The organism is Brachybacterium paraconglomeratum (assembly GCF_039541415.1).
Taxonomy (GTDB): domain Bacteria; phylum Actinomycetota; class Actinomycetes; order Actinomycetales; family Dermabacteraceae; genus Brachybacterium; species Brachybacterium paraconglomeratum_A.
In genome coordinates, this window is sequence record NZ_BAABGE010000003.1 from 39772 (window position 1) to 58196 (window position 18425).

Annotated in this window: 16 protein-coding genes; 10 read left to right on the top strand and 6 right to left on the bottom strand. The window is 68.6% G+C overall.

Annotation, left to right across the window (positions count from 1 at the left end):
- Positions 1-10 precede the first annotated feature (10 nt).
- Together ABD893_RS04125 and ABD893_RS04130 are read right to left on the bottom strand one after the other, a co-directional pair.
- The gene (locus tag ABD893_RS04125; protein ID WP_345076283.1) at positions 11-319 is read right to left on the bottom strand and encodes an acyl-CoA carboxylase epsilon subunit; all 309 of its coding nucleotides are present in this window, start codon (positions 317-319) and stop codon (positions 11-13) included.
- Entirely contained in the window at positions 316-1905 is a 1590-nt protein-coding gene (locus ABD893_RS04130; RefSeq protein ID WP_345076284.1) for an acyl-CoA carboxylase subunit beta, read from the bottom strand. Before ABD893_RS04130 ends, ABD893_RS04125 begins: the two co-directional genes overlap by 4 nt.
- A gap of 189 nt (positions 1906-2094) precedes the next feature.
- On the opposite strand from ABD893_RS04130, the gene ABD893_RS04135 reads away from it, so the two are divergent.
- The 7 genes from ABD893_RS04135 to ABD893_RS04165 all read left to right on the top strand — a co-directional run bounded on the left by ABD893_RS04135 (position 2095) and on the right by ABD893_RS04165 (position 9176).
- The gene (locus tag ABD893_RS04135) at positions 2095-2994 is read left to right on the top strand and encodes a biotin--[acetyl-CoA-carboxylase] ligase (protein ID WP_345076285.1); all 900 of its coding nucleotides are present in this window, start codon (positions 2095-2097) and stop codon (positions 2992-2994) included.
- 45 nt (positions 2995-3039) lie between these two features.
- Entirely contained in the window at positions 3040-4260 is a 1221-nt protein-coding gene (locus tag ABD893_RS04140; RefSeq protein WP_345076286.1) for an adenylate/guanylate cyclase domain-containing protein, read from the top strand.
- A gap of 128 nt (positions 4261-4388) precedes the next feature.
- Positions 4389-5084, top strand: coding sequence for a response regulator transcription factor (locus ABD893_RS04145; RefSeq protein ID WP_345076287.1), 696 nt, complete (start codon positions 4389-4391; stop codon positions 5082-5084).
- Between the two features lie 3 nt (positions 5085-5087).
- Entirely contained in the window at positions 5088-6551 is a 1464-nt protein-coding gene (locus tag ABD893_RS04150) for an ATP-binding protein (protein ID WP_425548339.1), read from the top strand.
- 18 nt (positions 6552-6569) lie between these two features.
- A complete protein-coding gene (locus tag ABD893_RS04155; protein ID WP_425548340.1) occupies positions 6570-7877 on the top strand; it encodes a 5-(carboxyamino)imidazole ribonucleotide synthase in 1308 nt (435 codons plus the stop codon).
- A complete protein-coding gene (gene purE, locus ABD893_RS04160; protein ID WP_345076289.1) occupies positions 7874-8392 on the top strand; it encodes a 5-(carboxyamino)imidazole ribonucleotide mutase in 519 nt (172 codons plus the stop codon). Before ABD893_RS04155 ends, purE begins: the two co-directional genes overlap by 4 nt.
- Before the next feature lie 106 nt (positions 8393-8498).
- The gene (locus tag ABD893_RS04165) at positions 8499-9176 is read left to right on the top strand and encodes an acyltransferase (protein ID WP_345076290.1); all 678 of its coding nucleotides are present in this window, start codon (positions 8499-8501) and stop codon (positions 9174-9176) included.
- A 15-nt stretch (positions 9177-9191) separates the two neighbouring features.
- On the opposite strand, the gene ABD893_RS04170 is transcribed toward ABD893_RS04165, so the two are convergent.
- The 4 genes from ABD893_RS04170 to ABD893_RS04185 all read right to left on the bottom strand — a co-directional run bounded on the left by ABD893_RS04170 (position 9192) and on the right by ABD893_RS04185 (position 13047).
- Positions 9192-10766, bottom strand: coding sequence for a hypothetical protein (locus ABD893_RS04170; RefSeq protein WP_345076291.1), 1575 nt, complete (start codon positions 10764-10766; stop codon positions 9192-9194).
- Between the two features lie 96 nt (positions 10767-10862).
- Positions 10863-11006: a hypothetical protein gene (locus ABD893_RS04175; protein ID WP_345076292.1), complete on the bottom strand. Its 144-nt coding sequence runs from the start codon at positions 11004-11006 to the stop codon at positions 10863-10865.
- Between the two features lie 261 nt (positions 11007-11267).
- Entirely contained in the window at positions 11268-12128 is an 861-nt protein-coding gene (locus ABD893_RS04180) for an ABC transporter ATP-binding protein (protein WP_345076293.1), read from the bottom strand.
- Positions 12121-13047 carry an ABC transporter permease gene (locus tag ABD893_RS04185; protein ID WP_345076294.1) on the bottom strand — a complete coding sequence of 309 codons (927 nt, stop codon included), beginning with the start codon at positions 13045-13047 and terminating at the stop codon, positions 12121-12123. Before ABD893_RS04185 ends, ABD893_RS04180 begins: the two co-directional genes overlap by 8 nt.
- A gap of 70 nt (positions 13048-13117) precedes the next feature.
- Here ABD893_RS04185 and ABD893_RS04190 point away from each other — a divergent pair, with 70 nt between their 5' ends.
- The 3 genes from ABD893_RS04190 to ABD893_RS04200 are packed head-to-tail and all read left to right on the top strand — an operon-like array spanning position 13118 to position 18415.
- The gene (locus tag ABD893_RS04190) at positions 13118-13912 is read left to right on the top strand and encodes a glycosyltransferase family 2 protein (RefSeq protein ID WP_345076295.1); all 795 of its coding nucleotides are present in this window, start codon (positions 13118-13120) and stop codon (positions 13910-13912) included.
- 30 nt (positions 13913-13942) lie between these two features.
- On the top strand, positions 13943-17398 hold the full coding sequence (locus ABD893_RS04195; RefSeq protein WP_345076296.1) for a glycosyltransferase: 3456 nt from the start codon (positions 13943-13945) through the stop codon (positions 17396-17398).
- A gap of 6 nt (positions 17399-17404) precedes the next feature.
- The gene (locus ABD893_RS04200; RefSeq protein ID WP_345076297.1) at positions 17405-18415 is read left to right on the top strand and encodes a hypothetical protein; all 1011 of its coding nucleotides are present in this window, start codon (positions 17405-17407) and stop codon (positions 18413-18415) included.
- Positions 18416-18425 lie beyond the last annotated feature (10 nt).

The window sequence follows — 18425 nt, forward strand, 5'->3', positions numbered from 1 at the left end:
CGCGACAGGTTCAGCGATCTGAGAACTGCCAGGCAGCAGGGGAGGGCAGCCCCCTCAGTCCGTGAGCGCGGGGATGGCAGTGCACGGGGTCGGCCCATGCGCCAGCTCCAGCGCCCTGACCTTCGGCGAGGGAGCGCTCTTCAGCCTCCAGTCGACTGGTGACGCTCATCGCGGAGATCACCACCGCGATCGCGGCGAGCTCGTCGTCACGCAGGTATCCCTGCACCAGTCGGACGTCGGAAGGGCGCACCTGCGGAGCATCGGCGGAGCCCACCTGGTGGGTGCCGGCCGGGCCTGTCGTGGTGTGGGGAGCGGTCACAGCGGGATGTTCCCGTGCTTCTTGGTGGGCAGGGTGTCCCGCTTGGTGCGCAGCGCGCGCAATGCGCGGGCCACCTCCAGCCGGGTGTCCGCAGGACGGATCACCCCATCGATCCAGCCGCGCTCGGCAGCGGTATACGGGTTGGCGAACTGTTCGTCGTACTCGGCCTCGAAGCGCTTGCGCTCGGACTCGACATCCCCGCCCCGCTCAGCGACCTCGCGCAGATCGCCCCGATGGAGGATGTTCACCGCGCCCTGGGAGCCCATGACGGCGATCTGCGCCGTGGGCCAGGCGAGGTTGATGTCCGCGCCGAGCTCCTTGGATCCCATCACGATGTACGCGCCGCCGTAGGCCTTGCGCGTGATGACGGTGATCAGCGGGACGGTCGCCTCGGCGTAGGCGTACAGCAGCTTCGCGCCGCGGCGGATGATCCCGCCGTACTCCTGATCGGTGCCGGGGAGGAAACCGGGAACGTCCACGAAGGTGAGGACCGGGATGTTGTTCGTATCGCACAGTCGCACGAAACGTGCCGCCTTCTCGGAGGCGTCGATGTCCAGGGTGCCGGCAAGGTGTGAGGGCTGGTTGGCGATGATGCCCACGCTGGAGCCCTCGACGCGGCCGAAGCCCACCAGGATGTTGCGGGCGAACAGCGGCTGGACCTCGAGGAACTCCTCGTCATCGAGCACTGCACGCAGCACCGTGAGCATGTCGTAGGGCTGGTTCGGCGAATCCGGCACCAGGGCGTCCAGCGCGGTGTCCGCCGGAGTGTGGTCCTGCTCGAAGGGCACCGGGAACGACGGGGCAGGGCTGAGCGTGTTGGCCGGGAGGTAGCTGAGCAGGTCCTTGACGTACTCGATCGCCTCGGCTTCGTCGGGCGCCATGTAATGGGCGACTCCGGAGCGGGAGGAGTGGGTGCGCGCGCCGCCGAGCTCCTCGAAGCCGACATCCTCACCGGTGACGGTGCGGATCACGTCGGGCCCGGTGATGAACATGTGGGAGGTCTTCTCGACCATCACGATGATGTCGGTCAGCGCCGGGGAGTAGACCGCTCCACCGGCGGCCGGGCCCATGATCAGGGAGATCTGCGGGATCACGCCTGAGGCGCGGGTGTTGCGCTTGAAGATCCCGGCGAACATCGCGAGCGAGGCGACGCCCTCCTGGATGCGGGCGCCGCCACCGTCCAGGATGCCGATGATCGGCACCCCGGTGCTCAGCGCGAGGTCCTGGATCTTCTGGATCTTGCGGCCGTGGGCCTCGCCGAGGGAGCCGCCGAAGACGGTGAAGTCCTGTGAGTACACGCACACCTGGCGGCCGTCGATGGTGCCATAGCCGGTGACGATTCCGTCCCCGTCCGGCCGCTTGGCGTCGATGCCGAAGCTGCGGGCCTGGTGCCGTACGAAGCGATCGGTCTCGACGAAGGAGCCGTCGTCCAGCAGATCGGAGATCCGTTCCCGAGCGGTCTTCTTGCCCCGGGCATGCTGCTTCTGGACCGCGAGCTCGTCGGCGGCGGAGACCGCGGCGGCGTTGCGCGCGCGCAGGTCCTCGAGTCGCTGGGCGGTGGTGAGCGGCCGAGGAGCGTCGGTCACGGAGCCTCCTGCTGCGGCCTGTGAGGCCGCGTAGTGATCCGGCGGATGGACACCGGGATACTACGCTACGGAGGTCCGACGGCGATCGTTCACGACTGTCAGCGGCGCGAACGTCCGTGGCGGCTCGAGAACGACGGGTCCCCCCTCCGGGCAGCAGGACGGGCAGCAAGCAGTGGGACGAGGAGCGGCATGACGAGCAGGGCGGGCACAGCAGGACCGGTCATCATGCGCCGAGGCACGGTCACGTCGACTCAGGACGAAGCGACGCTCCAGCTGCGCGACGGGCGGGAACCGCCCTTCGCGCTCACAGCCCGCCATCAGACGGCCGGTCGGGGACGGCTCGGTCGAGCTTTCGCGAGCCCCGAAGACTCCAGCGTGTCGCTCACCTATGTGCATCGCAGCGGACTGCCCCCCGCTGAGCGCGGCTGGTTCCCGCTGGCCGCCGGGCTCGCCGCGGTGACCGCGCTCGGCGAGGTGCTCGGCCTGCGGGCGACAGCGGAGATCGGTCTCAAATGGCCCAACGACCTGCACACGGCGGACGGTCGGAAGCTCGGAGGGATTCTGGTGGAGGGGCGCGGCGCGCAGACGGTCCTGGTGGGCATCGGGCTGAACCTGCGCGGGCCGGTGCATCAGCAGGACGGCTCTGCCGTGCCCGACGCGGCCTGGCTGCGGGGCGAGGGAGGACTGTGCAGTGGCAGTGGCAGTGGCAGTGGCAGTGGCAGTGCAGGGAGTGCGGGAGCGGCGGATGGCCTGTCCGATCAGGAACTGCGGGAGCGTCTGGAGGAGTCGCTGGTGACAGCGCTCGCGCAGGAGCTCGCACGCCTCGAGTCCGCGAGCGGAGACGGCATTCGCTCCGGGACCCACGACCGCTACACTGTGACGTGCCTCACGGTGGGGCGTCATGTGCGCGTCGATCCTCTGGGGGATCTCGGCACGGGGGGAGCACGGTCGAGCTCCTGGTTCGGCCTCGCCCGGGGCGTGGACGGCCACGGCAGGCTGGTCGTCGATCGTGAGGGGCCAGAAGGAAGCGGCCAGGTGGCCGTGGATGTCGGGGACGTGAGGCATCTGCGGCTCGGGCAGTCCCCGTGACCGCATGGCGAACTTGAAGGACATCGAGCAGGAGGAGCACGTCACGTGACCGGAGGCATGGAAGACCTGGATCGCGCCGCAGGCCGGGAGGGCAGCAGTGCTCCCCGCGAGCCATCAGCGGCGCCGCACGGGTCCGTCCCGGTGGACTCCGTCCCCGTGGAGACCGCAGAGCTGCCCGATCTCTCTGAGGGTGCCTCCGGGCAGGCCTCGCTGGATGATCAGGAGATCCTCGATCTCAACAAGCGGTTCGCTGCTGTGCGTCGCAGCGTCGGTGCACTCGAGAAGGTGCTGCTGCAGGGCCCGCGCAAGTACTCGCGTCGAGATCTCGCCGATCAGCAGGACATCCCCGAACGTCTCACCTCCGTGTACTGGCGCTCGCTCGGCTTCACCCCGGTGGACGAGGACACAGTGGTGTTCACCGAGGAGGATGCCTACGCGATCGGCGATCTCGCCGCGATCGTCGAGGACGGAGCGATCACCGAGCGTGCCTTCGCGAGCATCTCCCGCGGGCTGGGCTTCCATATGGGTCGGCTGGCGATGTGGATCACCGAGGCACTTGTGGACGAGGCGAAGTACGCCGACGGACTCGACGACGCCCAGGCCCGTCAGCAGATGCTCGACTCGATCCCGGAGCTGCTGGAGGTCTTCGAATCGCAGGTGATGTTCACCTTCCGTCGGCAGCTCGCCGCCTATGCGGCCCGCGCCGGCAGCGAAGTCCTGCACCGAGACACCGATGAGCTGTTCCCGCTCCAGAGAGCCATCGGCTTCGCGGACCTCGTCCAGTTCACCCGCCTTGCGCAGGATCTGCCTGGCGCTGAGCTGGCGGACATGGTCGGCCGTTTCGAGTCCGTGAGCCGAGATCTGATCTCCGTGGGTGGCGGCCGGGTGGTCAAGACGGTGGGCGACGAGATCATGTTCCTCGCCGACACGCCCGAAGACGGCGCCCAGATCGCGGTCAGCCTCGCCGAGGCCATCACCGCCGCGACCGATCTGCCACCGGTGCGGGTGGGACTGGCCTGGGGGTCGATGTTCTCCCGTTACGGAGACGTGTTCGGCCCCACCGTCAACCTCGCCGCGCGGATGGAGTCCGTGGCGCGGCCGGGGACCGTCCTCGTCGATGGGGACACCGCCGCCGCGGTGTCCCAGGCGCTGCCCGGCGGATTCACGCTCACCGAGGGCGAGGAGGTCGAGCTGCACGGGATCGGAAGCGTGCGCGTCCAAGAGATGAGTCGTGACCGCTCGGCACCGCTCGATATGGGCCTGTGAGCCGCGGTCGGAGGGCGCCGCGAGCGCCCGGGTTCGCTGTGATCACGGCGGAGCTGTGATGATGGAGGGATGCTCGACCTCACCCCAGTCCGGGCAGTCTCTGCCGGCATCGTCGTAGGATGGAACTCGTGACACGACTGCTACTCGTCGAGGACGACTCGGCCATTGCCGAACCACTTTCCCGCGCACTGGACCGGGAGGGCTACACCGTGACCCGCGCGTCACGGGGGATGGACGCGCTCGCGATCGCGGCGGGACCCGAACCGATCGACCTGGTCATCCTCGATCTCGGCCTGCCCGATCTCGACGGCCTCGAGGTCGCCAGGCGACTACGCAAGGGCGGGCTGGAGTCCCCGATCCTGATCCTCACCGCACGCGCCGATGAGGTGGACGCCGTGGTGGGCCTCGACGCCGGCGCCGACGACTATGTCACCAAGCCGTTCCGCCTCGGGGAGCTCCAGGCCCGTATCCGGGCCCTGATGCGGCGCTCGCAGGCGATGGAGGACTCCGGGGACAGCTTCGACGTCAACGGCGTCATGCTCGACGTGTCCGCCCGTCGCGCCTACGCCGACGGCGAGGAGCTGAGCCTCTCCGCCAAGGAGTACGACCTGCTCACCGTGCTGGTGAGAGAGTCCGGCAGCGTCGTGACCCGCGACGATCTGATGCGCGAGGTGTGGGGCGCCGAGTGGTGGGGCTCCACCAAGACCTTGGACATGCACGTCTCCTGGCTTCGACGCAAGCTCGGCGACGATGCCACCGATCCCCGCCGGATCACCACGGTGAGGGGAGTGGGCTTCCGCTTCGAGACCGGCTCGGAGAGCTGACCGGTGCGGCAGCGCGTGCTGCAGGCCACCATCATCACCGTGCTCCTGGCCGTCCTCATGCTCGGGATCCCGCTGGGCGTCTCCTGGTTGACCCTGGCCAGTCAGAGCCTCACCAACCAGGCGAACAAGATCGTCGACACCGTGCGCATCGATACCGAGGCGCGCCTCCAGGAAGGCGGCGAGATCGATGAGGCGCTGCTCCAGCGCCACGTCGATGCGCAGACGGACCTGAACATCGCGATCTCGGTGGTCCACGACGACGTCACCTACACCGCTGGCGACCCTCCGGGAGAGAAACCCGAGAAGGTCACCACCAATGGCGCCTCCGGCCAGTCGATCGCCGTATACATCCCGCAGTCGGACGTGCGTGCGCACACGGCCAGCGCCTGGGTGCTGATCACCGTCGCCGGGTTGGCGGCACTGTCCATCGGTGTCTCCGAGGCGCTGTGGCAGGCACAACGGATCTCGATGCCGCTGGCCCGGCTCAGCCGGCGCGCCGAGGAGATGGGCTCCGGTCGCTCCCGCGGCCCCTGGCACGCCTCCGGGATCGCTGAGATCGACGACGTCGCCGAGGAGCTCGCCCGCTCCGGCGCGATGCTCAACGAACGGCTCGAGGCGGAGAGCCGTCTGGCCTCCGACGCCTCCCATCAGCTCCGCACCCCGCTGACCGCACTGTCGATGCGCCTGGACGAGATCCTCGCGACCAGCTCCGAGGAGTGGGTGCGCGAAGAGGCCCGCATCTCGCTCGAGCAGATCGACCGCCTCACCGAGGTGGTGCACGACCTCATCAACGCGCCGCGCGCCTCCCAGCGCCGCAGCCCGGGCGTGGTCGAGCTGCGCAATGTGCTGACCCAGCAGAGCGAGGAGTGGTCGCCGGCATATCGGCGCGCCCATCGAGAGCTGCGGGTGCAGGTTCCGCGCAGCGCCGCGGTCTGGGGCTCGACCGGACCTCTCACCCAGGTGATCGCCACACTGGTGGAGAACGCGCTCGCCCATGGCGGCGGGCGCACCACCGTCAAAGTGCGTCGCAACGACCACTCGACCGTGGTCGAGGTCTCCGACGACGGCGGGGGCATCGACCCGGAGCTCGGCGCGCGGATCTTCGAGCGGTCCGTCTCCGGGCGCAGCTCGAGCGGCACCGGCGTGGGCCTCGCGCTCGCCCGGACCCTGGTCGAGGACGACGGCGGTCGCCTCGAACTGCTCACCGAGAACCCCACCACCTTTGGAGTGTTCCTGATCTCCGCGCCCGGTGATGACGGCGGTGAGGACGACTACGAGGACAAGCGCAGCGGCCGCAGCGCACGAGCACCTCGGGACGGTCGCGGCGGGCGGCTCGCGAAGGCCGCCCGAGGGGTCCGCGCCGACATGATGCCGAGCGCCGCGCAGCGGTTGCGCCCCGGCGCGGACGACCTTGATTCCCTGCCTCAGGGGTCCGTGGTCCGGCGCCGCCCGCGTTCGCGGAGCTGACCTCGTACACTGGCCGCCGTGTCGATGACCCCGCCCCGCCCTGAGCCGTCCGTCCATCCGACGGCGGCAGCCGCCCCCGCCGCGACCCCCGAGAGTCCGGTGGGTGCCCGCAGCGTCGGCCTCATCGGCGCCGGGCAGCTGGCCCGGATGATGATCGGCCCTGCGATCGAACTGGGCCTCGCCACGCCGGTGCTGGCCACCGACCCAGCGGAGAGCGCCGCAGCCGTCGCCGCCGACGTACGGATCGGACGGCACGACGACGCCCGAGCGGTGAGCGACCTGGCCTCAGAGGTCGACGTGATCACCTTCGATCACGAGCATGTGCCCACCCAGATCCTGGAGGACATCGAGCGTGCCGGGACCGCCGCGGTGCGACCCGGCCCGGCGGCTCTCCTCCATGCGCAGGACAAGCTGGTGATGCGCGAGCGCCTCACGGCCCTCGGCCACCCGTGCCCGCGCTGGTGGCGGATCAGCTCTGCAGCGGACCTGGAGAACGCGCTCACCGAGAGTGACGGCAGGATCGTGATCAAGACCCCCCGCGGCGGCTACGACGCCCACGGAGTGCAGATCATCGAGCACGCAGACCAGGCCCAGGAATGGCTCGCCGAGCACGGTGAGCTGCTCGCCGAGGAGCTGGTGCCTTTCACCCGCGAGCTCTCCGCCCAGGTCGCACGCCGGCCCGGAGGAGAGGCTGTGGCCTATCCTGTGGTGCAGTCGGTGCAGAAGGACGGGGTCTGCTACGAAGTGGTCGCCCCCGCGCCCGGGCTCGCTGCGGAGGACCAGCAGCGGATCCAGGACCTCGCCCTCGCCATCGCGGAGGACCTCGACGTCACCGGGATGCTCGCCGTCGAGCTGTTCGAGACGCCGGGCGGCGAGGTGCTCGTCAACGAGCTCGCCATGCGTCCCCATAACACCGGCCACTGGTCCATGGACGGCGCCGTCACCGGCCAGTTCGAACAGCATCTGCGAGCAGTCGCCGATCTGCCGCTCGGCGCCACGACCCCGCTCGCCCCGGTCTCGGTGATGGTGAACCTGCTCGGCGGAACCGCCGAGGACCTCGCACCCGGCGCCCACGCCGCGCTCGCCGCCGATCCGGAGCTGAAGATCCACCTCTACGGCAAGTCTGTGCGGCCCGGCCGCAAGATCGGGCATGTCACCCTCGTCGGCGCGGACGCGGACGAGCTGCTCGCGCGTGCCCACCACGCCGAGCGACTGATCATCGATGGGCCTGCCGCCGCCGCTGCACCTGTCCCTGCCGCAACCGCGACCGGCGCACCCGCCACCGCAGCGCCCGCCACGTCCGAGACCTCAGGAGAGACCCGATGACCGAGAACACCTCCCGCCCACTGGTGGGCATCGTGATGGGCTCCGACTCCGACTACCCGGTGATGAAGGCAGCGGAGGAGGCACTCGCCGAGTTCGAGATCCACGCCTCCGTCGAAGTCATCTCCGCCCACCGGATGCCCGAGGACATGGTCACCTGGGGCCGCAGTGCCGCCGAGCGCGGGCTGCGGGTGGTGATCGCCGGTGCTGGCGGTGCCGCCCACCTGCCCGGCATGCTCGCCTCCCTCACCCCCCTGCCCGTGATCGGGGTGCCGGTGCCGCTCAAGCACCTCGACGGCATGGACTCCCTCCTGTCGATCGTGCAGATGCCCGCTGGGGTGCCGGTCGCGACCGTCTCCATCGGCGGCGCCCGCAACGCCGGCCTGCTCGCCGCCCGGATCCTCGCCGCCGGCTCCGGCGCGGAGGCGGAGCGCCTCCGCGAGCGGATGGTCGCCTTCCAGGCGGAGCTGCGCGAGATCGCGCTCGCCAAGGGGGAGAAGCTGCGAGCTTCGCGGTGACTCAGCACCTCTGGTGAGAACGCGGTGAGGTGCGCGCTCCCCTCCCAGCTGCTTCACGGGGCGTTCCGTCCTGTTACTGGCCAGAGCTCGTTGTATCGTCGGCCTCATGACTGACACCCCTGCCTACCGGGTCGCCCCGGGGGCCGACATCTCGGACGACGCGACCATCGGGGACGGCAGCTCCGTCTGGCATCTCGCACAGGTTCGCGAGGGCGCCCGGCTCGGCACCGACTGCGTGATCGGCCGCGGTGCCTATATCGGCTCCGGCGTGCAGATGGGCAACGGCTGCAAGGTCCAGAACTATGCGCTGGTCTATGAGCCCGCGAAGCTCGCCAACGGCGTCTTCGTCGGCCCCGCCGCGGTGTTCACCAATGACCACTTCCCGCGCGCGGTCAACCCCGACCTCACCCCGAAATCAGCGTCCGACTGGGAACCTGTCGGCGTGACCTGCGAGACCGGTGCCTCGATCGGTGCCCGCGCAGTCTGCGTGGCACCCGTGACCATCGGGGCCTGGGCGATGGTCGCCGCCGGCGCCACCGTGGTCGCGGACGTCCCCCCGCATGCACTGGTGGCCGGAGTCCCGGCTCGGCGCCTGGGCTGGGTGGGACGCTCCGGCGAGAAGCTGGTCCCCTCCTCCGACGGGACCGACTCCTGGGTATGCCCCACCACCGGAGAGTGGTACATCCACGACGATTCCACCGGCGGGCTGCTGCTCGCCACCTCAGCCTTGGCCGACGCCCCGCGTCCGGCCACCCTCACCGATCCCGACGGACTGGATGCATGAGCAGCGGGTACGCGGTCACCGGCAATGTGGCGTGTCTGGTTTCCCGTCCCTGCCCAGATAGAGGAGAAGGTCATCCCATTGAGGCGCCCAGCGACGGTGAGCGGCCTCGATGAGCTTCGCATCGTCAGGCATGATCTGGCGGACGTCCCTCACGACGCGAAGCCTTCCACCCTGCTCCTCCCCGGCCCACGGAATAGACCACCACGGAACCTCGAAAGCTTCTTTGAAAGCGTCGATGACTCCTGAGGGGTAGATGCGTAACGCAGCGTAGAAGCAGGTGAGCAGGCCGTGCTGATCGAGTCTGCATGCGTGCTCGCGGATTGTTGCGACGAATAGGGAGAGCCCCTCCTCGCCCGGCAGCATCGCAATTGCTTCAAGGTTGTCGACTTCAAAGGCACCACGAGTGGCACTTGCGTGGTGGCGTGCTTGGAGCAGCCCTGTGAGCCCCAGCGATGTCGTTCCGATATGGAGGACGCTCGCGACGACCTGACCTGTACCGCGACCAGAGGAGGTGCTGCCCTGGCCGTCGATCGTCGACACGAACGCAGCTACGGGGACCAGCGCGACCTCACCTGGCGGGATACCCAGCTCTTCGGTCATCTCGCGGAGGGCAGAACCGGTGACATCAGGCGCTCCCAGAGCGTCTGTGTCCAACCTGATGTCCTGCTGATCCAGTTCGATGACGCCTCCTGCGGTCGCACTGAGCGTGCCAGCTCCATTGCGAGTCGCGGCGCTGCGTCGACAGAGGACGACCATGTCCACGGGCCCCGAGGCGACGGCTCCCGTGACCGACGTCGGAAGTCCCAGTACGTCGACTCCGTCGACCGGAGTGCTGCGGGTCATGAGCGACACATAGGACGTGACGGGACACGTGCGCTGATGACCTAGCGAGGTTTCACTTCTCCGGAGGGAATGTGAAGGCTCGGGAGAGTCTGACGCCTCCCTGCGGAAGACAGGAAGCCCCGCATCCTGCGACGTGGGGGACAGGCCCTTCGCCGCGATGTCGCCTGGCGGCTCGGTCGCTTGATAGGAGGTTTCGGTGGTCTCCAGGACGAAGGAGACTTCTCCCTCGCTGGAGTTCGCCGCCAGCGTGACTGCGTTGAGTTCGATGAGCCGACCGTTGTAGTCGCCCAAGCGCGAGGACTCAGGGAAGTCGAGCCCATCGGGTGTGTCGTCGTATGCGCTTCGTTCGTGCGGCCCGACTTCTCGGTCGCGAAAGGTGGTGTCAGCCCAGACGAGGACGCTGTCCGCTGCGCCGCTGCGCGACGCTCCAGCATCGACGAGCACGGCCGCTCCGGAAAGAGCGGTGGCGAAGGCTGCAGACGAGACGTCGCCTCCGCTGCGCGGTGGCCGAGATGCCAAGGCACGGGGGACGGGTGCGACTCTGTCGAATCGCGCGAGCAGCTCTGCTATGCCGTTCAGCAGGTCGTCCAGCCGCTTCACCTGTTCAGGAACCACGAAGCGAGTAGCGATGAAGGCCACATCGGGTGCCGTGGTGCGCTCGATGCACTTCTCCAACGAGGTGCGCCACTCAGTCCAGGGGGTGGGGCGGGAGGCTCCTTCGTAAAGACGCAGCAGATCTCCCAGCACAGCTCCCGGCCTGGTGTTGCGTCCTCTGACGTGTTCCGTCGCGTCCCGGTTCAGATGTCGCCAGGTCGTCCTGTCGAGCCCTTCCTTACGAGCACGTCACCATGCCAGAGGGCGCATGATGAGGAAGGCTTGGACAGGAGGGATAAACCGCATCACGCCGACGTAAAGCAGGATCAGGCCACCCACCACGCCGGCGACGTTCGATAACGGCGACAGCCACAAGGAGTCCAGCTCACTCACAGTTCATCCTTTCCCTGCCCGCTCTACCGGTCATTGCGAATTTAGCAGGGAGCGCGCCGTGCAAGGCACTCTGTGAGGACGCAGGGGATCGCTGTCGGTACTGCTGAGACACATCGGAGAGACGCTTCGGTCGCTCCGCGCTGACATTCGCCGAGGCGAAAGTGGTAGGTCGGGACGGTTCGCCGCGAGTACAGGATCTCCCGTCCCGCGAGTGGAAGAAGGGCGACTCGATGCCCTGCCCGATGCCGAGCGCTCGGGCGGCTACTTCAGATTTGCACCGGACGAAGCGTCGGAGCGCCCTTCGACGAAGTCGTGGTAGGCATCGGCGACCTCATCGACGTCGCCATCCGCGACGAGAACGCCCTTCTCGATCCAGAGCGCGCGCGTGCACATCGCCCGGACGGATGCCAGGGAGTGCGACACGAAGAAGACCGTGCCGGCCTCAGCACGGATCTCCTCGATGCGGGCGGTGCTCTTCTTGCGGAAGGACGCATCGCCCGTGGCCAGCGCCTCATCGATCATGAGGATCTCGGGAGTGCGGATGGTCGAGATGGCGAATCGGAGCCGCGAAGCCATGCCGGAGGAGTAGGAGGTCATCGGCAGGTAGAGGAAATCGCCGAGCTCGGCGAATTCGGAGACACCCGGGATGTTCTTCCGCACTTCCTTGTTGTTCAGCCCCAGCGCCAGACCGCCGATCGTGATGTTGCGTTCGCCGGTGAGTCGGGGCAGCAGCGCGGCGTTCACGCCGAGCAGCTCGGGCTCCGCCGACGTGAAGACTCGGCCGGAGGTCGGGGGGAGCAGACCCGCCACCGCGCGCAGCAGCGTCGACTTGCCGGACCCGTTGGTGCCGAGTATGCCGATCGACTCGCCGTGATGGGCGACGAAGGAGACTCCGCGGACAGCGGGGACTTCTGTGATCGGTCCGGTGTTCGGGCGACCCAGGCTGATGGCCTTGTCCCACAGGGAGCTGCGCTCCTTGGTGGTGCCGCCCCGGCGTGCACCGAACACTCGATACGTGATGTGCAGGTCGTCGACCACCACGGAGGGCGGGCCGAGCGGCTTGCGCTCCAAGCGCTGCGGAAGGTTCTCGGGGTCGATTTCGTAATCGATGTCTTCAGTCACGACCGTACGTCTCCTCTGCGCGCCAGAAGTATAGGAATCCGAGGGCGAAGATGACTACCGCCCAGGCGATGGCCTCGAACCAGAGCATCGCGGTCATAGGAATCAGTTCCTCGTTGCCGAACACGGCACGGAACAGCTCCAGGTAGATCGCGACGGGCTGGTGGATCAGGAGCGGCTTGAACCACAGGCTGTCCGGAACCATCGCCGGGATCAGGAACATCGCCCCGGAGGCGTAACGGCCGAGAGTCAGGATGAACGGCATCGCGTTGGCGATGTCGGGTGCACGGGCACCGACGCGCGCGAAGAACAGCGCGAGCCCTGAGGAGAAGATCATCAGGAGCACGGCGGCGAACGGCAGCAGGAGCCATGACCAGGTCGGCGTCACGGCGCCCATGCCGGGGAACAGTCCCGTGATCATCGCGACCACCATCATCGCGACAAGGATCGGGGCGAACATCACCATCTCGGTCATCACCGTTGCGAGCGGGACCACAGCGCGGGGGAACCGGTGTGATCGGATCAGCTGCAGGTTCGCCGGGATCGAGTTGAGGCCCGACATCACCGACGTCTGGAAGAGCGAATACGTGAATGTCCCGATCACGATGAACGCCGCACGGTTCTCGATCCCCGGGGCGCTGGAGTGGAACAGGAATCCGAAGATGATGACGTACACGCCGGCATCGAGGATCGGGCGGAGCACTGCCCACGCCTGACCCAGGTACGAGCCCTGGTTGCGCGAATACGCCCGCGACGCGGAGAGGTTCCAGATGAAGGAACGGCGCTGCCACACCTGCGCGATATAGCGGCTGAGCGGAGGACGGATCCCCATCTCATCCAGCCCTGATTGCGCTGCGAGAGCCTGCGACTCTGCAGAGGTGAGGCGCGGAGCGAGGGGTACCTGCGCCTTCTGGTCGGCCAAAGTCGTTCTCCTCGAGCTGGACATTGTCGGCAGGCCGCATGGACCTGCGGCGTCGGTATGATCTTGCACCATGACTGCCGCAGAAGAACGACTCCCGCTGGTGACAGTCGTCATGCCGGTCCACAACGGGTCCAGGACCCTGCGTCAATCGGTCGTCAGCGTACTCGATCAGACCTTTCGCGATCTCGAGCTGGTCGTCGTCGACGACGCTTCCACGGACGACACCGTGGACATCGTCGAAGAGCTCGCCGCAGCGGATCCCCGCCTGCGCCTGATCCGCCGTGAACGCAGCGGCGGCCCAGCGGCAGCGCGCAACACGGGCATAGAGACCGGCGTCGGCCGATACCTCGCCTTCTGTGACGCTGACGATCTGTGGCTCCCGGAGAAGCTCGAGCGGCAGCTGGCGCTGGCCGTGTCCAGCGGTGCGGCGCTCGTGTACAGCGGATATCACCGCGTGGACGCGTCCTTCGCAGGGTCGGCCGAGAACTTCACCCCCGAAGGGCGGGTGGTGCGGGTTCCGAGGCGTCTCACGCTTTCCGGGCTCCAGCGCCGCAATGTCATCGGGAATCTCACGGCGATGCTCGACCTGCAGCGCACAGGCCCGGTGGCCATGCCCGACATTCCAGGCGCCGAGGACTGGGCGCTGTGGCTGCTCACTCTCCGTGACCACGGTGACGCCGCCGGGATCGACGAGCCGCTGGCCCTCTACCGGGCATCCCAGCCCGACTCCCATTCCGCCGATCGTGGACGCGCGCTGCGCGCCGTGTGGCAGGTGCTGCGTCGACAGGAGGGGCTGTCTGCGCCGAGTGCGGCCGTGCATCTTGTCACGGGGGCTGCCGCGGCTCTGCGCAAGAACCGGATCTAGCAGGGCCCCATCGATAGACTGCTCGACACTATGATCCTGATCTGCGTGAACGAGCTCGCCGGGCCGACCGGGTACCACAAGTCCGTGGTGGAGACCGCCAATGCACTGCATCGAGGGGGATATCCGCTCGCAGTGCTCAGCTTCCTCGGGGGCGGTGATGGAGCGGTTCTGGCGATGCCGAGATGGCCGCTGGATCCCGGGGTGCCGGCGTTCGCGCTGCGCGACCTGCCCGCCGAAGGCGGTCGCCTGCTCTCGGAGAACATCCACCCGACGATGAAGGGCCGCGTCTACGCGACCGCCTACGAGTTCACCAAGAACGAGCTGGCCGCCCTGCGTCAGCTGAACGCCGAGCTCACTGCCGACGACACGATCATCTTCACGACGCCCCTCCAGGCGCTCGCCTTCCACCGAGCACTCGCCGGCCAGCAGCGTCGCGTCCGCACGGTCCTGCAGGCCCATGGCGATTACCGCCACCATGACCAGCTCTGGGCCCTGGTGGACGAGGCCCGGGATGTCATCGACCAGGTGCAGACAGTGGCGGAGGGCCTGCGCGAGCAGTTCGTCCCGAAATTCGATGAGTCCGATGTCGTCTTCATCCCGAACATCCACCATCCGAGCCCGGTCACCCGCGCCGCGCACGACGGGGTCGAGATCGTGCTGCCGGCCTCGTTCCAGCACCGCAAGAACCAGCTCGACGCGATCCAGGCTCTCTCGCTCGTCGACGACGAGTCCGTGAGGCTCACGCTGTGGGGCAACATCAGCCCGCTGAACCCGTACTTCATCGCGGTCCAGGAGAAGATCGAGCACCTCGGACTGTCCGATCGGGTGCGGATTCCCGGCTTCGGCGACGAGCAGGACGTGTACTCGGGTGCTGACATCGTCCTGATGACGTCGCTGTCCGAGGGATTCGGCTATCCCTTGCTCGAGGCTGCCTATCACCGTCTGCCCACCGTCACCTACGACTACGAGTTCGGGCCTCGCGACGTGGTCGAGGACGGCGAGAGCGGATACATCGTCCCGCTCGGCGACGTGGAGCAGCTGGCCGCGCGGCTGCGTGAGCTCGCCGCAGACGCCGACCTGCGTCAGCGCCTCGGTGGCCGGGCGCGGGAGATCTTCGACGAACGCTTCGCGGCTGACGCGGTGGTCGCGCAGTATCGCAAGGTGCTCGGATCGCCGGAGAGCCGGGAGGTGGATCTCGCGGTCCTGTTCGCCACCGAGGGCGGCGAGCCGGTCGCAGCCAGCGACATCGTTCACCGTGTGAAGCGTGTCGGGGCCCGCAGGATGCACCAGATCACGGTGCAGTCTCGGACGGCTCTCCATGACGTCCGGATCGATGATGGCGAGCGGATCGTCGCCCCTGCGGTACGGCAGGTCGGCACGAGCACGATCATCGAGTTCCCCGTCGGCGGGCACGAGGTCGTCTCGTACAGCACGGAGCCGGGGTCGAGCGACCGCTACTACCTCGCGGGGCCAGCCCATGGGCCCGCGCTCCCGGTGCGGCCCCATCTGCGCCGCGATGCGACCTACGGCGACGGCATACCACCGGTCCGCGACACGATCTTCGCCACCCGTGGCGGTTCGCGACATGTCTCCTGGCGCACCACTCCGCCGGCTCTCGTGGAGTTCGCGGGAAAGTCCGGTGAGGCGGTCGCCTGGAAGCTGCGGCAGATCCTGCCCTCACCGCTGCCGCGCACCGCTGCCGCGTCGACGCCGCAGAGCGCGGAGAAGACCGACGCCGCCGCCCCGAGCGTTCCGCCCGCGGCGGCGAGCCCGTCGGACGACGCCCCTGTGGTGAACGCACCGAACGGGAACTCCGCAGCGAGCACATCGACCGCCACACCTGCGGCGAGCACGTCGGATGAGACCGCCGCACCATCGCAGTCCTCCGAGCCCAAGGGACTCAGCGGGATCGGGCAGGCCGTCGGGCTGCCCGCTCAGGCCATGGGGTCTGTCGGGCGGGTCGCATCGACCTACGCCAGGACCGCCATGTCGATGCTGATGGGGGCGGTGGCCGTCAAGCCGGCAGCGCCGACCGGGCGGGAGATCGCTCGCCACCCACGGTTCCCCGTGACCGCCGGCGTCGACAACTTCGGCACCGTGATCAACTCCGCTGGCGGCGTCCAGGTCGCCAACAGCGGCACCGCCGAGCGGCCGGCGGTGAGCATCCAGGGCGAATACGACTGGCTGCTCCTGCGCGACGGCGCCTCTCAGCGACGGATCACCGCGCCGTGGTCCTACGGCGAGCTCTTCGAACGGATCTGCGCCGCCGAGCGCGACCACGGGCTCTTCGACATCACCACCCCCGACGGGGTCCACGTCTGGGAGCTCGGTCGCTCGGCTCTCATCATCCAGCTCGCCGAAGCGGCAGGGCTGTGGGGACTCTCCACCTCCGCCGGCGGCACCGTGAACGACGTCTACACCGGCAGCAAGCGCCTGACCACCGCCCCCTCGGCGCGCACCGTCGTCTTCGACTACGCGCGCCGTGGCCAGAGCGGCTACCGCACTGCTCCGTTCGTCGATGACAAGACGCTCTTCGTCGTGCAGCCCGATGCCGACGGGTATCCCGGTGTCGACGAGACGAACATGGTCTACCCCTTCGCCGAGTTCAACCAGTGGAAGCAGAATCCGCGCCGCCGCTGGGCGCACCTGAGGGTGCCCGAGGTGGACGCGCGTCCGTTCGAGGCGGCGCTGTCCGACGCTCTGGGCATCCAGGTGGACCTCGGTGACCATCTCCGCAACCGGCTGGCGAAGTTCCTCGCCGAGCGGGAGTTCTGGACCCCGGTGTTCGAGCGGGTCGCCCCGGAGGAGGTGCTCATCGCCTCGAGCCACTGGTGGTCCGGCATCGCTGCTGCCGCGGACCGCTCCGGCGCTCGAGTCTCGGATATCCAGTACGCCCTGACCAGCCGGTACGCGCCCAGCTTCTGGTTCGGTGCGAAGCCGCACTATGGCGCCTCGCGCTTCTACGCCTGGTCGGACTACTGGGCCGAGCGCACCAACGTCTACGACGAGCACATCGTCGTCCCGCGGGAGCAGCCGGAGCTCACTGCGGCGATCGACGAGGGCACGAGCGAGGATCCCGCATGGGATGTGTGCGTCATCTCCCAGCCGCGCGTCCTGCGCCGGATCCTCGCGTTCGTCCAGGACCTGGTCCGGGAGCGTCCGGAGCTGCGCGTCGTGATCGCGCCGCATCCTGCCCAGCGCACGATCATCGCGCAGGAGCTGGCCGCCGCAGGGTTGGAGTCTCAGGTGGACATCGCCGCCGAAGACACCCTGACCACCATCAGGCGCTCGGTGCTGAGCGTGGGGACGTTCTCCACCTCCCTGTGGGAGTCCGCGGCCCTGGGCCGCCCGACCTACGTGATCGAGGTCCCGGGGTACGAGGAGACGCTGCAGGACGTCGAGTCGGGCCTGTTCCGCTTCGCGAGCTCCCCGCACGACCTCGTGCCGTATGAGGTCCCGGCCTCGCGACACCGGATCTTCGGCTGAGCGACCATGGACATCCAGAATCATTACTACGGCCACAGCGCGGCGCTCGCGCAGCACGCCGGGCTCCGCTCGGTCCGTCACCTGCATGGACTCCTCCAGCACGGCTGGACCGTGCGCTCGCCGACGCTCGTCCACTTCTCCGATTTCGCGAAGCTGCCCCGGACGGCCCGTCGGCTCGTCTGGACGCATGCCTCGCGAGGGTGGGACCCGGCCGCAGACCAGTTCGAGACCACACCCATCGGCGCGCCTTTCCTCTATCTGAGTGCGCTCGCCGCCGATCAGCCTGTCGAGGCTCTCGGGGCCACGGTCGCCTTCCCGGTGCACGACACCCGCCTGGTGAAGCTCCAGCACGACGAGGCCCCGCTCGCTCGTGAGCTCGCCGAGCGCGACGGCCCGTCGATCATCTGCCTCCATCCGGAGGATCTCGAACGCCCCGAGAAGCAGCGAGTCTGGCTCGAGCACGGTCACCGGGTGGTCAGCGCCGGCGAGCGGCGGGATCCGCAGTTCCTCGGCAGGGTCCTGCGGCTGGTCCGGGGCGCGAACCGAGTCGTCTCCAACCAGCTCTCCACCGCTGTCGTCTACGCCGCCGCCGAGGGCACGCCGACCGCGATCTACGGCACGGACATCGCTATCGGCGCGCTCGGGACCGAGGTCTCGCGGCGCACGCGGGAGCTGTGGCCGGAGTTCCACGAGGACGCCGATGACGCACTGCGCCAGAATCTCGCCCGCCACGAGCTCGGGCATGAGCACCTGCTGGACGCACCGGCACTGCGCACGGCCCTGGGCTGGGATCGCACCTCTCCGGGACCGTTCCTGAGCTATTGGACCGGCGCCCCGCTGCGGAAGGCCGGTGCTGTCCTGGGTCTGGTGAAGCGGCCCGAGGGAGTTCAGGACGCGGGCTCGGGCGGCTCCCCGCTGGTGTTCCTGCGCCATCCGCTCAGCCACCTCCCGAGCAGGCTCCCTCGACTTCCCGAGCACGACGCACTCCTGCCGGAGCCGCTGGTCCCGGCCCTGTGAGACGGTGGCC

Bases quoted from the DNA above. Each gene is read 5' to 3' on its own strand.
- ABD893_RS04135 (WP_345076285.1), top strand. From the start codon at position 2,095: ATGACGAGCAGGGCGGGCACAGCAGGACCGGTCATCATGCGCCGAGGC.
- purE (WP_345076289.1), top strand. From the start codon at position 7,874: ATGACCGAGAACACCTCCCGCCCACTGGTGGGCATCGTGATGGGCTCC.
- ABD893_RS04165 (WP_345076290.1), top strand. From the start codon at position 8,499: ATGACTGACACCCCTGCCTACCGGGTCGCCCCGGGGGCCGACATCTCG.
- ABD893_RS04190 (WP_345076295.1), top strand. From the start codon at position 13,118: ATGACTGCCGCAGAAGAACGACTCCCGCTGGTGACAGTCGTCATGCCG.
- ABD893_RS04195 (WP_345076296.1), top strand. From the start codon at position 13,943: ATGATCCTGATCTGCGTGAACGAGCTCGCCGGGCCGACCGGGTACCAC.
- ABD893_RS04200 (WP_345076297.1), top strand. From the start codon at position 17,405: ATGGACATCCAGAATCATTACTACGGCCACAGCGCGGCGCTCGCGCAG.